Here is a 15,762-nt window from a genome sequence, read left to right as displayed (position 1 = left end):
GCTTAAGAAGAACAGCTGACTTCCAGGTGACTTGCCCAGTCCGGCGGCAAGGCGGCGTAGTGCTCGTGCTCGGGCTGTTCGTCGTAGGGGCGCTGCAAAACCGCCAGCAAGCGCTCCACCTCGGAAAAGTCCTTATTTTGCGCCTTTTCAATGGCCACTTGGGCCAGATAGTTTCGCAGCACGTATTTGGGGTTGACTTGATTCATCGCAAGCGCGCGCGCCTGGTCGTCGCTCTGTTCGGCACGCAGGCGGGCGCGGTAACGCTCGGCCCAGGCGTCGAAGGCGGCACGGTCGATGAACAGGTCGCGCAATGGTTCGTCGCCGCTGGCGTCGGCTGCGCGCACGCCGCTCAGGCGCCGGAAGAACAGCGTGAAATCCACGCCTTCCAGCATGGCGAACATATCGTCCAGCAGCGCGCGGTCGGTGTCGAAGTGCTCATCCAGCACGGACAGGCCCAGCTTGGCGTGCAGCAGCTCGTCCAGCTTGGCGGCGAATTCCGGCTGGTAGACGTCCAGCGCGGCTTGCGTCTCGTCCACTTCGCCGATCAGCGGCAGCAGCGCCTGCGCCAGCGCGTAGCAATTCCAGTGGCCCACCTGCGGCTGGTTGGCGTAGGAATAGCGGCCTTGCTGGTCGGTGTGATTGCAGATGTGATTGGCGTCGAACGCTTCCATGAAGCCATACGGGCCGTAATCCAGCGTTAGGCCGAGGATCGACATATTGTCGGTGTTCATCACGCCATGCATGAAGCCGACTGCTTGCCAGTGGGCGATCATATGGGCGGTGCGGCGCGTGACTTCCTCCAGCAATGCGCGATAAGGATTGGCTTCCGCGCGCAACGCCGGATAAAAGCGGTCGATCACATAATCGGCCAGCACTTTCAGCTCATCGTTTTTCTTGCGGTAGTACCAATGCTCGAACGAGCCGAAGCGCACGAACGACGGCGCCATGCGCACCACCACGGCCGAGGTTTCGGCGGTTTCGCGCATCACGCCCTGGTCCGAACCGGCCACCGTCAGCGCGCGCGAGGTCGGAATGCCCAGCGCGTTCATGGCTTCCGAGCACAGGAATTCGCGGATCGACGAACGCAGCACGGCACGGCCGTCGCCCATACGCGAGTAGGGCGTCAGGCCGGCGCCTTTCCATTGCAGCTCCAGCGGACCTTGTTCGGTGGCGACATCGCCGAACAGGATGGCGCGGCCGTCGCCCAACTGGCCGGCCCAGACGCCGAACTGGTGGCCGGAATACACGGCCGCCAGCGGCAGCGCGCGTTCGGGCACGGTATTGCCGATCAGGACATCGAGGCTGGCAGCCACATCGGCCGGCGTCAGGCCGAGCAGCTGCGCGGCCGGCGCGCTGACGCCCACCAGGTAAGGGGACGGCAGCGGGGTCGGCATCAAGCGGGTGTAAAAAGCAGGCGGCAAAGACGCAAAAGAATTGTCCAGCGGCAGGGTAGAGGCAGTAATGATGTGCTCCAGTTTAACTAAGCTTCGGATTTTACCGCAGCGAGCGAATGCGGCAGTGCAGCATCGAAAACCGTTGACGCTGTTCAGGCGCGCGGCCGACACTCTTTCTCATATATAGGAGACATGCATGCAATCACAAGTACCTCTGATGGGACAGATGATGGACCAGCCGTTGCTGATTTCCACCATCATCGACTTTGCCGCCCGCCACTACGCCAATGGCGAGATCGTCTCGCAGCGCGTCGAAGGCGACCTGCACCGCTACACCTTCCGCGACTGCCAGCGGCGCGCCAAGCAGCTGGCGCAAGCCTTGCAGCAACTGGGCGTGCGCATGGGCGAGCGCGTGGCGACGCTGGCGTGGAACGGCTACCGTCACCTGGAAGCGTACTACGCGGTGTCCGGCAGCGGCGCCGTGCTGCACACCATCAATCCGCGCCTGCATCCGGAACAGCTGGCCTACATCTGCAACCACGCGGAAGACCAGTACCTGCTGTTCGATTTCTGCTTCTTGCCACTGGTCGAGGCCATCGCGCCGCACTGTAAGACCGTCAAAGGCTGGATTTTGCTGGGCGCGGCCGACCGCATGCCGGCCGAGAGCAAGATTCCCAACCTGTTGTGCTACGAAAACCTGCTGGCTGCGCAGAGCGGCGACTACACCTGGCCGGTGTTCGACGAAAACGCCGCCGCCACCCTGTGCTACACCTCCGGCACCACCGGCAATCCCAAAGGCGCGCTGTACTCGCACCGCTCGACCGTGCTGCACGCGTACGCCTCGGCCTTGCCGAACGTGCTCAATGTGTCGTCGCGCGATGCGGTGATGCCGGTGGTGCCAATGTTTCACGTCAATGCCTGGGGCCTGCCATACTCGGTGCCGCTGTCGGGCGCAAAAATGGTGTTCCCCGGCCCGGCGCTGGACGGCAAATCCGTCTACGAGCTGATGGAGAGCGAAAAGGTAACGTTCTCGGCCGGCGTGCCGACCGTCTGGCTGGGCTTGATCAATTATTGCTTGCAGCATCAGCTGAAGTTTTCCACCTTCCGCCGCACGGTGATCGGTGGCTCGGCCTGTCCGCCGGCGATGATGAATACTCTGATCGAGGAGTTTGGCGTGGAAGTCATCCACGGCTGGGGCATGACCGAAATGTCGCCGCTGGGCACGACGGGCGGGCTGCTGTCCAGGCACATGGCGCTGCCGAAAGAGGAGCAGCGCAAGATCCTGCAGAAGCAGGGCCACGCCATCTACGGCGTCGACATGAAGATTGTCGACGAGCTGGGCGCGGAATTGCCGTGGGACGGCGTCAGCGCCGGCGACTTGCTGGTGAAAGGGCCCTGGATCATCGCCAGCTATTTCAAGCTCGAAGGCGGCGATGTGCTGCAAGACGGCTGGTTCCCGACCGGCGACGTCGCCACCATCGACCCCGACGGCTTCATGCAGATCACCGACCGCGCCAAGGACGTCATCAAGTCCGGCGGCGAATGGATCGGCACCATCGACCTGGAGAATATCGCCATGTCGCACCCGGCGGTGATGCAGGCTGCCTGCATCGGCGTATCCCATCCGAAGTGGGATGAGCGGCCGCTGCTGGTAGTGGTGCGCAGGCCGGGGCAAGAGGTCAGCCGCGAGCAGCTGCTGGCGCATTTCGACGGCAAGGTCGCCAGGTGGTGGCGGCCGGATGATGTGGTGTTTGCCGACGCCCTGCCAGTCGGCGGCACCGGCAAAATCCAGAAAAACAAGCTGCGCGAACAATATCGCGATTATTGCCTGCCAACTGCGTAATTGGCTGACAATGTTGCCTCAAAGCCCGGCCCCGCGCCGGTTTTTTTGTTGCCGTAGAACATGAAACCTGTTTCATTTCAGAAATAAATAGTTTGACTGCTAACGGTCAATGCCATTACATTATTGCCCTACAGCACTTTTAGGCCGCACCGGCCAACCCAGGCGCGCACCCCGGTAAAGCAACTCCCCGGCGATAGGTTATCTATTCGACACGCTCCCGGTCCATTCTACAGACGAGAAAACGATATGTTCAATAGCATAACCATCCGCACGCGCCTGATCGCGACCATGTCCGTCATCGGCATCCTGATGCTGGTACTGGGCGTCCTCAGCATCTTCGGCATGAACACCGTGAACGCCGCACTGAAAGACGTGTACTCCAACCAGATGGCCTCGACCATCGCACTGGGCAACGCCAAGAACTTCATGAACCGCTCGCGTTTCGTCATCGACCGCGGTGTGTTCCATCCGGAAGCACCGGACCTGGACAAAACCCTGTCGCGTGCCGAGGGCTTCCTGGTCGATTCCGACAAGTCGTGGAAAGAATACCTGGCGCTGCCGCTGGGCGACGACGAAAAAGTGCTGGCCGACGACCTGAACGGCAAGCGCACGCTGTACCGCGCGGAACTGGTGAGCCTGATCAACGCGTTGCGCGCCAATGACAGCGCCAAGATTGAAGACCTGTCGATGAAGACGCTGTCGGCCCAGTTCGGCATCTTCGACGCCGCCTCGGTCAAGCTGGAAGGCTATCAGCTGACCTCGGCCAAGGAACACTACGACGAAAGCCAGTCCTTCTTCTCCAGCTTCACCAAAGGCTACACTGTGGCGCTGATATTCGGCGCGGCGCTGATCATCTTCTCGGCGGTGCGCCTGCTGGCCGCCATCCTGCGCCCGCTGGAACACGCGCTGGGCCACTTCGACCAGATCGCCGCCGGCAACTTGGCGAACCAGATCGACGTCTCGCGCAACGATGAAATGGGCAAGCTGATGAAGGGCCTGACCAAGATGCAGGACCAGATGTCCAGCACCGTCAGCAGCATCCGTACCGGCAGCAGCGCGATTGCCACCGCCAGCGCCGAAATCGCTTCGGGCAACCTGGACCTGTCGCGCCGCACTGAGAACCAGGCGGCCGCGCTGGAAGAAACCGCGTCGTCGCTGGAAGAGCTGACCTCGACCGTGCGTCAGAACGCCGACAACGCCCGCCAGGCCAACCAACTGGCGCTGAGCGCGCAGGACGTGGCAGGCAAGGGCGGTCAGCTGGTGTCGCAAGTGGTCGACACCATGGGCAACATCAACACCTCGTCGCGCAAGATTGCCGACATTATCGGCGTGATCGATGGCATCGCCTTCCAGACCAACATCCTGGCGCTGAATGCGGCGGTGGAAGCGGCCCGTGCCGGTGAACAAGGCCGTGGTTTTGCGGTGGTGGCGACTGAAGTGCGTAATTTGGCGCAACGTTCGGCCGCAGCGGCCAAGGAGATCAAGGAACTGATCACGGAGTCGGTATCGCAGGTTGACGCCGGCAATCAGCTGGTCGACAAGGCCGGCGCCACGATGGGGGAAATCGTCAGCAGTGTGGAGCGCGTGACCAGCATCATGACCGAGATCATGGTCGCCGGCGAAGAGCAAAGCGAAGGCATCAACCAGATCAACCAGGCCATCGTGTCGATGGACGAAGTGACGCAGCAAAATGCCGCGCTGGTGGAAGAGGCGGCAGCAGCAGCCAACGCCATGCAGGAGCAGGCAGCGCAGCTGGAAGAAATGGTCAGCACCTTCAAGCTCGACACCAACACCACGCAGCGCCTCGGCGGCGGCAACCGTCCGGCCTTGCGCCGACCGGCACTGGCGCTGGGCGAGTAATATTCGCCTGCGCGGGAGTGACGGGCTAGCGCTTGACGGTCGTGGCCGTCGCCAGCGGCACTTCCGGCAGGAAGGCCAGCATCAGCAGTCCCAATCCCACCATCCCCGTGCCGACGCCGAAGATCTGGCCGATGGCGTGACGGTATAGCGCGGCGTTAGCCGCATTCGCAGCCTGGCCGTGCAGCTGCTGCGCCAGGATCGCGCCGGAACCGGTTACGCCGATCAGCCCGCCCAGCGAACGGAAGAAGCCCAGCATCGCCGTGCCGACGCCGCGTCGCGCTGCGGGCAGGGCATTTTGCACCGCCATCGTCATATTCGGCATCACCAGACCGAGGCCCATGCCCAGTACGAAGATCGCCGGCTCCAGCACCGCGTAGCCGGCCGAGGCGGCAATACCCCAGGCCAGCACGCCGAACGACAGCGTGGCCAGCGCCAGGCCGACCACCTGCGCCGGCTTGTAGCGGCCGGACTTGGCCAGCACGCGGCCGCCCAGCGCGGACGAGATCACCAGTCCGACCATCATCGGCATGGTCAGCAAACCAGAGCTGGCTGGCGACACGCCCATCACCAATTGGAACAGCAGCGGGAAGAATACGCTGGAACCCATCATGCCCACAAAGGTCAGCGCCAGCACCACGCTGGCGACGTTGAACACGCGGTTGTCGAACAGGTCCGGCGGCAGCACCGGCTCCGGCACGCGCCGCACATGCCACACCAGCACCGCAGCCAGCAGCACTGCCAGCGCGCCCAGCCAGCGCACCTGCTGACCATCCCACGGCCATTCGGTGCCGCCCAGCGCCAGCACCAGCAGCGCCGCCGTAATCGCGCCGGTCAGCAGCACGGAGCCGAGATAGTCGATCTTGTGCGCATTGTGCGGCTTATCATGCGGCATCGATTTGGCGATCAGGTACAGCGCCACCGCGCCGATCGGCAGGTTGACGTAGAAAATCCAGTGCCACGACAGCCAGTCGGTCAGCAACCCGCCCAGTACCGGGCCCAGCACGCTGGTCAGCGCATACACGGCGGCGATGCTGCCCTGGCGCTTGCCGCGCTCGGCCGGCGGCACCAGGTCGCCGATGACGATTTGCGCCAGCGGCATGAAGCCGCCCGCGCCCAGGCCTTGAATGGCGCGGAAGGCGATCAGCTCGGCCATGTTCTGCGCCAGCCCGCACAGCGCCGAGCCGACCAGGAAGGTGATGATGGCGGTGTACAGCAGCGGCTTGCGGCCATATTGGTCGCTCAGCTTGCCGTACAGCGGCATGGTGGCGGTCGATGCCAGCACGTAGGCGGTAACCACCCACGACAGGTGCGCCACGCCGCCCAGCTCGGACACGATGCGCGGCAGCGCGGTGGCGACGATGCTCTGGTCGAGCGCCGCCAGGCCGATCATGGTGACCAGGCCGAAATAGATTTTACGGATGGAAGTGTTCATTTATTCGCCGATTTCATTCAGGTAGACCAGGGCATTGCGCAGCGCATCCGCGCCTTCCGGCGGCAGTTGCGATAGCCGCCGTGCCAGCCAATCGAGGCGCCGGGCACGGATTTCTGTCAACAACGCCGTGCCGTGGTCGGTCAGCAGCAGGCCGCTGCGGCGGCGGTCGTCCGGATCGGGGGCGTCGCGCTTGACCAGGTTGAGCGCTTCCAGCGCCTTGATGTGGCCGCTCATGGTCGGCCCGCGCAGCTTTTCCTGCCGCGCCAGCTCGGCCACGCCAATGCCGGGCTGGAGGCTGATCGTCGAAATCAGCATTTTCTGCTGCAAGGTCAGCCCGGAAGGATCGTTGTCGCTCTCCTGGCGCAGGCGGCGGAATACGTGGTGCAGGGCGGTGCGCAACTCGTCGGCCAGTGCGATCGCTTGGGGGGAGATGTCGGTGGTCATGGATAAGATGATAGGTAGGCTACCTATCTATACTAATCCGATCCTTTGGCAAATTCAAGGCGAAAAAAAAAGCCCGGCTAACCGGGCTGAGGGGAGGAGGCAACTTATTTGAGGGCGCCGAACACTTTGCCGATCAGCTTGCTGCCAGTGCCGAGCGGGTCGGCGCGGATAGCTTTTTCCTCTTCAGCGATCATGGTGTAGAGGCCATCCAGCGCGCGCTGGGTGACGTAGCCTTCGACGGTGGCCTGGTCTTTGGCCAGCATGCCCATCTTCGGCGCCAGGCTCATGGCGGCGTTGTACTTGGTGGCGACACCGGAGCGGTCGGTGACTTTCTTCACCACCGGCAGGAACTGCACCGCCAGTTTGTCCTGCGTCTTGGCGCGGAAGAAATCGGTCACCGAGGTGTCGCCGCCGGTCAGGATGTTCTTTGCGTCGCTGATGGACATCGACTTGACGGCGTCGATCAGCAGCGGCTTGGCCATTGGCACGGCGGATTCAGCGGCGCGGTTCATCTGCACCACCAGGTCGTCGAGCTGCTGGCCCTTGCCGGTCATCTTCAAAATCGGCCGCGCCTGCTCCAGGATCTTGGGCAGCGGGATGCGCACCTTGGCGTTGTCGAGGAAGCCGCCTTCGGCGCCCAGCTTGCTGACGGCGGCGTTCGAGCCGGTCTCCAGCGCCGCTTTCAGGCCGCTGGATGCATCCTGGTTGCTGAGGTCGGACAGCGAGATCGCATACGCGCTGGCGGCCAGCAGGCTCATCGGAATCAACAGGGCGATCGTACGGCGGGATATTGGCATGGTTAGTGACGCTGTGGGTTGGCAATGCTGCTACTGTACTCCTCCCGCACTCATGCCGCCAGCGCCGGGATTTCGCGCGCCAGCCGTTCCAGCAGGCGGCCGCACTGGAACACGCTTAACGTGCGGCGCGTATCGCCTTCGCCGATGTCGATCACTTCATCCATTTCGCTGCGCGGATCGCCTTGGGCGCCGGCATTGCGCATCATCTTCGGCGCGCCGAAGCGGTGGCTGTCCTCGATGGTCATGATGTTTTCCACCGCATCCACCATCAGGCCGTAGCATTCGTCGCCGCGCTCCACCACCAGGATTTTCGCCAGCCCGCTGTCTTCCAGCGGCGCCATCTGGTACAGACTGCGCAGGTCGATCACGCTGACCATCTGCTGGCGCAGGTTCAGCATGCCGCGCATGAAGCCTGGCAGGCCGGGCGGCCGGGTCAGCTCGCCCATGCTGAGATCGATGATCTCGCGCACCTGCTTGATTTCCACCGCATAGCTGTTTTCCAGCGCAAAGGTGATATAGACCTGGCGCTGGCTGCGGCGGGCGTCGCGGCGGTCGTTCTTGGCCAGCAGTTCCTCATCCTTGGGATACAGGTTGGCGTGGCCGGTGCGCATTTCCTTGATTTCGTTGCTGGAGAAAATTTGCCGGTGATCGAGGAAGAAGATATCGCCCAGTTGCGGCCGCGACAGGCAGCCGCCGAACATGCCGGCGCGCGCCTTGCTCAGCAGCGGAATCGGCATCACTTCTTCGCTGTAGAAATTGATGATGTTGTCGACCGAGTCGACCAGGAAGCCGATGGTGGCGTCGTCGATGCGGGCCACGATGATGCGCTGGTCCGGGCTGGCGGCCGCTGCAGCGGCTTCCTCTCGGGTCGGCGCGGCGTTCAGCAGCGTGGCGAAATCGACCACCGCCACCGGCGCACCACGGAAGTTGATGCGGCCGAGGCACAGTGCGCTGTTCAGCACCGACGCCTGCAATTCCGGCACGCGGATGATTTCCTGGATGGCCGCCATCTCGAACGCAAACGACGACGGGCCGGCACGGAAGCTGACACACTGGCGCCGTTCGCCGTGATGGCGCCGGGTTTCCTTGTCGGCACACTGGATGGCGCGCACCTGCGGCACGTTTTCGATGTGGATCAGCGTGTCGGGATCGAGTATCTGCAATAGCCGCGCACCGTTGTCGAGCAGGATGGTGCCGGCCACCACACCGCGCGGCTCGCCGTCGGCATAGGCCAGCCGGCTGCGTTGTTCGGGCCGCACGCGCAGGATTTCGCCGGTGGCGTCGAACAGGATGCCGATCAGTACGCCCTCGTAATCGAGGATGGCGATCTTGTCGGTCGCAAGCGCGCCGCGAGCGCCCGGATCGAACACCCGGCCCAGGTTGACCACCGGGATCACGCTGCCGCGCAAGGTGAACACGCCTTCCAGGAATTTCGGCGACAGCGGCAGCGCCGATACCTTGTCCGGGTAGTTGACCACTTCGCGGAAGCAACTGGCGGGCAGGGCGAATTCATCGCCGCCGAGCACGAAAGAGCCAAACAATTCAGTACAGGTAACCGCCGAGGCATCAGGCATGCGTGGCTCCGGAGCAATTGGTGACGATTTCCTGCACGGCGTAGGTGCAGGTGGCGCAATCGACGGTCAGCGTGCGGCCGCACTTGCCGCCGATGCGGCAATAGCTGACGTTCAGTCCATATTTGCGCAGGTGCTTGCGGGCCGCTTCGGCGTTCTGCTGGCCGATTTGCAGACGACTGGAGCAGCTGTTGAGCATGGTGGCGCCGCCGGCGATCACCACTTCGATATCGGCATAGTCGGCCTGGCTGGCGCCCAGCAGGCGCAGCAGCGACGGCACGGCCTGGTTGACGTAGCGGGCGCCGAACTCGTCGGCCATCTGCGGGCATTCCGGCAGCAGGCAGTGCGCCAACGCGCATTGGCCGCGTTTTTTCCAGATCAAAGCGATGCCGACGCAGGAACCCAGCAGCGCCTGCAACTGATCGGTGCGGGCGCCCAGCTTGAGCTGGCCCATGGCCACTTGCAGCGGTGCGCGCAGGCCGAAGTCGGCGCGCTCGGGCATGCCCCATGGCATGGCAGCGCCCGGCATGGGCTGCTGGACGGGAGTGTTGAAGATCGCTTGCATGTTGACCGCCTATTCCATTCGATAAATCATCGGCCGGTCGAACTGGTAGGCGGTGTTGAGGCCCGTGATCGATTCGGATTCGCCCACAATCATGACTGCGTGGGACGCCATACTCAAACGCGCTTGCTGGAGGATGGTCTGCTGCTGTTCTTGATCAAAATAGATCAGGACATTGCGCAGGAACACCAGGTCAAACTGTTTGGCGGGCTTTAAAGGAGTCAGCAAATTATGTTGGGCTAACTCCACGTTTTTTTTCAGTGCATCGACTACCCGCAAGCCATTGCTGCTTGGGCGGAAATACTTTTTGACCCAGTCCGGATGGGTGGACTGGATGCGCTCGACCGAGCGGCCGGTGTACTGGCCGTCGCGCGCCAGCGCCAGGATCTGCTGCGAAATATCGGTGGCGTGGATCTGGTAGCTGAAGCCGGCATTGGTAGCAGCGAATTCCTCGCACAGAATCGCCATCGAATACAGCTCCTCGCCGCTGGACGAGGCCGCCGACCACACTTTCAGGCGCTTGCCCGGATGCGCGGCCCACCACTGCGGCAGAAATTCCTTCTCGACGTAATCCCACACTTGCGGCGTGCGGAAGAACAGCGTGTCGTTGGTGGTCACCAGATCGATAAAGTGCGGCACCTCGGCGCGGTCCTGTTCCACCTTGTCGAGATACGCCTGGTAGCTGCCCAGGTTGAGCGCCTGCACGCGCGGGCGCAGCCGCCGTTCCAGCAGCACGCTCTTGCGTTCGGTCATGGCGATGCCGGTGTGCTTGCGCACCAGCGCAATCAGCGCGCTCAGCGTCGCCGGAGAAAATCCGGTGGCTTCCATGATTACACCAGGAAGCCGGAAACCGTTTTATTCAGATCGCCTGCGCGCTGGTTCAAGCCTTCCGTCGAGCGGGCGATGCTGTCGCAGGCGGCGGCCGATTTTTCGGCCTCCTCGGCGATGTACTGCACCGCGGTGCTGACTTCGCGCGCGGTGAGCAGCTGCTCGTTGGTGGCCTTGGAAATGTCGGAAATCGCCTCGGTGGTGCGATGCACCCCGGTCAGGATCTTGTCGAAGGCGTCGCTGGCCTGGCGCGAAATCTCGCTGCCGGCCGAAACCCGCTTGACCGACTCGTTGATCAGCTTGGAAATCTCCTTGGTCGCCTGCGACGAGCGCTCTGCCAGCTTGCGCACCTCGTCGGCCACCACGGAGAAGCCGAGGCCGTGTTCACCGGCGCGTGCAGCCTCGATGGCGGCGTTGAAGGCCAGCATATTGGTCTGGTTGGCGATGTCGCTGATGACTTTGACGATTTCGCCGATGTCTTCCGACGAGCGGTTGATCAGGTCCATCGCCTCGATCGACTTGGCCACCGCCTTGGCGCCGATTTCCGCCTCGTGCTGGGTCTGCTTGGCCATGGTGTCGGCGTCGGTGGTGTTGCCGGCGATGATGTTGATCGAGCTGGTCAGGCCGTCGATGGAGGCGTTCATTTCCTCCACGGTGGCGCCCAGCGCCTGGGTGCCGACCGCGACGCCATTGCTGCGCTCGGAAATGGTGGTGGAGGCGTCGGCCAGCCCGCTGGCCGACATCACCACATCACTGATTACTTTACGCAAGTCGGCGATCATCTTGCTGATGCCGCCGGCCAGCAGGTCCAGCGGTTCGTCGCCTTCGACCAGCACTTTGCTGGTCAGGTCGCCGTTGGCCGCGTGCTCGACCGAGTCCAGCAGGCGGGCGATTTTTTCGCCGTCCGACTTGGCCTTGGCGGACACGGATTCCTCCAGCGCGACCTGGGCGGTAATATCGCTTGCATATTTAACTATTTTGTATGGTTTGCCATTTAAATCCAGGATGGGATTATAAGTGGCTTGAATCCATATCGTTTTCTTATTATTGCCGATCCGTTTATATCGGCCACTATCAAACTCGCCACGATTCAATTTCTGCCAGAAACGTTTATATTCGGCACTCGCTGCAAATTCCGGATCGCAGAACATACGGTGATGCTCGCCTTTAATATCATCAAGGAAGTAACCCATGACGTCGAGGAAGTTTTCGTTGGCGGCCAGCACGTGGCCGCCCATGTCGAACTCGATCACGGCCTGGGCCTTGCCGATGGCGCTGACCTTGCCTTCGTACTCGGCATTGCGCATGCGGGTGTCGGTGATGTCGGTGGCGAACTTGATCACCTTGTACGGCTTGCCGTCGGCGTCCATGATCGGGTTGTACGAGGCGTTGATCCAGATTTCACGGCCGCCCTTGGCCAGCCGCTTGTATTCGCCGTGTTCGTACTCGCCGGCGCCCAGCTTGGCCCAGAACTGTTTGTAGGTGGGGCTGGCGGCAAATTCCGGTTCGCAGAACATCGAGTGGTGACGGCCCTGGACCTCGGCCAGCGAGTAGCCGAGCACGCGCAGGAAGTTCTCGTTGGCATGCAGGATCTTGCCTTCCAGGTCGAATTCAATCACCGCCTGCACCCGGTTCAGTGCCGCGTGAATGGCTTGTAATTCAATATCCTGGACGTTGATGATCTGGCTCGGAGCGTTCATGGAAATCCCTATCCAATATATAAAATAAATGCCCAAATATCATTGATAGTTATTTATGGTGATATTTGGTGAGAATTAATATGATATTCGGGGGCGGGGAATATGCGGCGTTGGTTTATTATTTCGTCTAATTAAATTCGAAGCAAGCTGAGCACAATATAACCGGGGTAAATTGTCCCTTCGTAGCAACAGCTGGGGCCGTAGTTCGCGGCGTTACAAAGTTTCCTCTCAGCATGCAAAACCCATGAAAATAATAATACGATCGTTCTTTTTATGCGGTATAGTTATCGGGTAGCCCACCCTACTAAAATCATAAGGAAGAGACATGACTGCTGAATACCAAGTGCACGGCGCAGTGGCCGTCATTACGCTGAACAATCCGCCGGTCAACGGCATGGGTCTGGTGACGCGCACCGCCGCCGTCAACGGCATCCAGCGCGCGCTGGCCGATGATGCGGTCAAGGCGATCGTCATCACCGGCGCCGGCAAGGCCTTCTCGGGCGGCGCCGACATCAAAGAATTCAATACGCCGAAAGCGCTGGCCGAGCCCAGCCTGCACACCTTTATCGCCACCGCCGAAAATTCGACCAAGCCGGTGGTGGCGGCCATCCACACCGTCTGCATGGGCGGCGGCCTGGAGCTGTCGCTCGGCTGCCACTATCGCGTGGCGCTGCCGGGCGCGCAAATCGCGCTGCCGGAAGTGAAGCTGGGCCTGCTGCCGGGCGCCGGCGGCACCCAGCGCCTGCCGCGCGTGCTGGGCCTGGAGCCGGCACTGAACATGATCGTGTCCGGCAACCCGGTGCTGTCGGAAAAACTGCCGGCGCTGTTTGACGAACTCTTTGCCGCCGATGCCGACCTGCTGACCTCGGCGGTGGCCTTTGCCGAAAAAATCGCCGATGTGCGCCCGCTGCCGAAAGTGCGCGACCGCAAAGTCGATTACCCGAATTACGAGGCCTTCCTGCAGTTCTCGCGCAACACCGTCAAGGCCATGGCCGGCCCGTTCCCGGCGCCGCTGGAGTGCGTGGAAACCGTCGCCGCCTCGGTGACGATGAAGTTTGAAGACGGCCTGAAATTCGAGCGCGACCGTTTCCTGCACCTGATCCAGACCACTGAATCGAAGGCGCTGCGCCATGCCTTCTTTGCCGAACGTGTCGCCAGCAAAGTACCCGATGTGCCGGCCGATACGCCGGTACGCCCGATCAAGTCGGCTGCCATCATCGGCGCCGGCACCATGGGCGGCGGCATCGCCATGAACTTCCTCAATGCCGGCATTCCGGTCAAGCTGCTGGAAACCAGGCAGGAAGCGCTGGACAAAGGCATCGCCACCATCCGCAAGAACTACGAAAACACGCTGAAGAAAGGCAAGCTGACCCAGGAAAAACTGGACCAGCGCATGGGCCTGCTGAGCAGCACGCTGTCCTATGAAGAGATCGGCCAGGCCGACATCGTGGTGGAAGCGGTGTTCGAGGAGATCGGCGTCAAGGAAGCGGTGTTCCGCAAGCTGGACGAGGTGATGAAGCCGGGCGCCATCCTGGCCACCAATACCTCGACGCTGGACGTCGACAAGATCGCCAGCTTCACCAAGCGCCCGCAAGATGTGATCGGCACCCACTTCTTCTCGCCGGCCAATGTGATGAAGCTGCTGGAAATCGTGCGCGGCAAGGAAACCGCCAAGGACGTGCTGGCGACGGCGCTGGCCTTGTCCAAGAAACTGAAGAAGACCGGCGTGGTGTCGGGCGTGTGCGACGGCTTCATCGGCAACCGCATGATCGAGCAGTACAGCCGCCAGGCCGGCTTCCTGCTGGAAGAGGGCGCGCTGCCCGAGCAGATCGACAAGGCCGCCGAGAAGTTCGGCTTTGCCATGGGCCCGTTCCGCATGGGCGACCTGGCCGGCAACGATATCGGCTGGGCTATCCGCAAGCGCCGCTACGTCGAGAAGCCGGAAATCAGCTACTCCAAGACCGCCGACCTGCTATGCGAAATGGGCCGCTACGGCCAGAAAACCGGCGCCGGCTGGTACGACTACAAGGCCGGCGACCGCAAGGCCTATCCGAACGAGCAGGTCAACGCCATGATCGTCCAGCACTCGGCCGACCTCGGTATTACGCGCCGCAAGATCAGCGATCAGGAAATCGTTGAACGCCTGGTCTACGCGCTGGTCAACGAAGGCGCGCTGATCCTGGAAGAGGGCATTGCCTTGCGTGCGTCCGACATCGACATGGTCTACCTGACCGGCTACGGCTTCCCGCTGTACCGCGGCGGCCCGATGTTCTACGCCGACACGGTTGGCCTGCCGAATGTGCTGGCGGCGATCCGCAAATATGCCCAGGGTCATCAGGGCCAGGCATGGCAGCCGGCGCCGCTGTTGCAAAAACTGGCGGCGGAAGGAAATCACTTTAATAGCTAATTGCTATTGTATTTAGGATATTTTCATTGCAAATATGATCATGCAATACGGCCGGGATCGATATACTTGATCCCGGCCGTATTGTTTTCCGTTGCCGGAAAGCGGCCGCACTCAGTGGTATTCCAAACTTATACTAATAACGGGAGTTCACATGAAGCACGCGATCCTCGCAGCAGCGCTGGCAGTGGCTGGCATTACCTCCGCCTATGCCGACCCTATCAGCGGTCTCTACAATACAGGCCTGGGCGCCAGCGGCACCCAGGACTTCAACTACGCGCTGCTGGCCGCCAGCAGCGACACGGTCATCAGCAACACAGCGCCGTACATCACTACGGCCAGCAGTTGGCCGGTCGGCAGCGCCTGGCTGGAAAACACCTCGGTGTCCAAGTGGATCACGCCCACCCGGCTTCAGGACCAGACCTTCGACGCCAACGCCAACGGTACCTATACCTATACGCTGACGTTCGACCTGACCGGCTATAACGCCTCCACCGCAATGTTCAGCGGCCGGATGGCGGCCGACAACGGCGTCGCCATCATGCTGAATACCAGCAGTCTCGGTGGCCCGGGCGGCTATTCCAGCTGGACCAGCTTTGGCGCCAGCAGCGGTTTTGTCTCCGGCGTCAACACGCTGAAGTTTATTGTGACCAACGACGCCCAGGCTGGCGGCAATCCAACCGGGCTGCGGGTGGAGTTCCTCGAGTCGCAAGTGGCCGCCGTACCTGAGCCGGAAACCTATGCCATGTTGCTGGGCGGGCTGGCGATGCTGGCTGCGGTAGCGCGCCGGCGTAAAAACAAATAAAGTATGGTTTATGCTTACATGCCTTAAAGAAATTTAAGTAGCATGTGAGCATTTTCTGCAAAACTCGGCTATAATTTTTCACAACAGCAGTTCCTTCCTTCGACGCCCTAAAAAACGGTTCG

General features: G+C 61.9%; 12 protein-coding genes and 1 pseudogene. 4 read left to right on the top strand and 9 right to left on the bottom strand.

What is annotated here, in order from left to right; genetic code table 11:
- Positions 1 to 2: 2 nt before the first annotated feature.
- Complete coding sequence (locus tag GTP69_RS02345) at positions 3 to 1,475, bottom strand: protein adenylyltransferase SelO (RefSeq protein ID WP_202424277.1); 1,473 nt, start codon at positions 1,473 to 1,475, stop codon at positions 3 to 5.
- A 115-nt stretch (positions 1,476 to 1,590) separates the two neighbouring features.
- On the opposite strand from GTP69_RS02345, the gene GTP69_RS02340 reads away from it, so the two are divergent.
- A complete protein-coding gene (locus GTP69_RS02340; protein ID WP_161053351.1) occupies positions 1,591 to 3,237 on the top strand; it encodes a 3-(methylthio)propionyl-CoA ligase in 1,647 nt (548 codons plus the stop codon).
- Positions 3,238 to 3,483: 246 nt separating this feature from the next.
- Positions 3,484 to 5,097, top strand: coding sequence for a methyl-accepting chemotaxis protein (locus tag GTP69_RS31695; RefSeq protein ID WP_161053350.1), 1,614 nt, complete (start codon positions 3,484 to 3,486; stop codon positions 5,095 to 5,097).
- A gap of 25 nt (positions 5,098 to 5,122) precedes the next feature.
- Here GTP69_RS31695 and GTP69_RS02330 read toward each other — a convergent pair whose 3' ends face one another.
- The 8 genes and pseudogenes from GTP69_RS02330 to GTP69_RS02300 form a co-directional block, all read right to left on the bottom strand.
- On the bottom strand, positions 5,123 to 6,529 hold the full coding sequence (locus GTP69_RS02330; RefSeq protein ID WP_161053349.1) for an MDR family MFS transporter: 1,407 nt from the start codon (positions 6,527 to 6,529) through the stop codon (positions 5,123 to 5,125).
- The gene (locus tag GTP69_RS02325; RefSeq protein ID WP_161053348.1) at positions 6,530 to 6,973 is read right to left on the bottom strand and encodes a MarR family winged helix-turn-helix transcriptional regulator; all 444 of its coding nucleotides are present in this window, start codon (positions 6,971 to 6,973) and stop codon (positions 6,530 to 6,532) included.
- Between the two features lie 104 nt (positions 6,974 to 7,077).
- Positions 7,078 to 7,770 (bottom strand): DUF4197 domain-containing protein, encoded by a 693-nt coding sequence (locus GTP69_RS02320; RefSeq protein WP_161053347.1) that lies wholly within the window; start codon positions 7,768 to 7,770, stop codon positions 7,078 to 7,080.
- Positions 7,771 to 7,820: 50 nt separating this feature from the next.
- Positions 7,821 to 8,273 (bottom strand): chemotaxis protein CheW, encoded by a 453-nt coding sequence (locus GTP69_RS31805; RefSeq protein WP_371867779.1) that lies wholly within the window; start codon positions 8,271 to 8,273, stop codon positions 7,821 to 7,823.
- 135 nt (positions 8,274 to 8,408) lie between these two features.
- Positions 8,409 to 9,344 (bottom strand): annotated as a pseudogene (locus GTP69_RS31800) (chemotaxis protein CheW); the annotation flags it as partial.
- Complete coding sequence (locus tag GTP69_RS02310; RefSeq protein ID WP_229260765.1) at positions 9,337 to 9,906, bottom strand: chemotaxis protein CheD; 570 nt, start codon at positions 9,904 to 9,906, stop codon at positions 9,337 to 9,339. The pseudogene GTP69_RS31800 and the gene GTP69_RS02310, both read right to left, overlap by 8 nt.
- Before the next feature lie 9 nt (positions 9,907 to 9,915).
- Positions 9,916 to 10,731, bottom strand: a complete 816-nt coding sequence (locus GTP69_RS02305; protein WP_161053345.1) for a CheR family methyltransferase — start codon at positions 10,729 to 10,731, stop codon at positions 9,916 to 9,918.
- Between the two features lie 2 nt (positions 10,732 to 10,733).
- On the bottom strand, positions 10,734 to 12,431 hold the full coding sequence (locus GTP69_RS02300; RefSeq protein WP_161053344.1) for a methyl-accepting chemotaxis protein: 1,698 nt from the start codon (positions 12,429 to 12,431) through the stop codon (positions 10,734 to 10,736).
- A gap of 325 nt (positions 12,432 to 12,756) precedes the next feature.
- Here GTP69_RS02300 and GTP69_RS02295 point away from each other — a divergent pair, with 325 nt between their 5' ends.
- On the top strand, positions 12,757 to 14,838 hold the full coding sequence (locus tag GTP69_RS02295) for a 3-hydroxyacyl-CoA dehydrogenase NAD-binding domain-containing protein (RefSeq protein WP_161053343.1): 2,082 nt from the start codon (positions 12,757 to 12,759) through the stop codon (positions 14,836 to 14,838).
- A 151-nt stretch (positions 14,839 to 14,989) separates the two neighbouring features.
- Positions 14,990 to 15,640 carry a PEP-CTERM sorting domain-containing protein gene (locus tag GTP69_RS02290; RefSeq protein WP_161053342.1) on the top strand — a complete coding sequence of 217 codons (651 nt, stop codon included), beginning with the start codon at positions 14,990 to 14,992 and terminating at the stop codon, positions 15,638 to 15,640.
- The last annotated feature ends 122 nt before the right edge of the window (positions 15,641 to 15,762 follow it).

Origin of the sequence: Duganella levis, assembly GCF_009857605.1 — a bacterium.
GTDB lineage: Bacteria > Pseudomonadota > Gammaproteobacteria > Burkholderiales > Burkholderiaceae_D > Rugamonas > Rugamonas levis.
The sequence above is the reverse complement of the archived record's forward strand: the minus strand, read 5'-3'. Positions and strand labels throughout refer to the sequence as shown.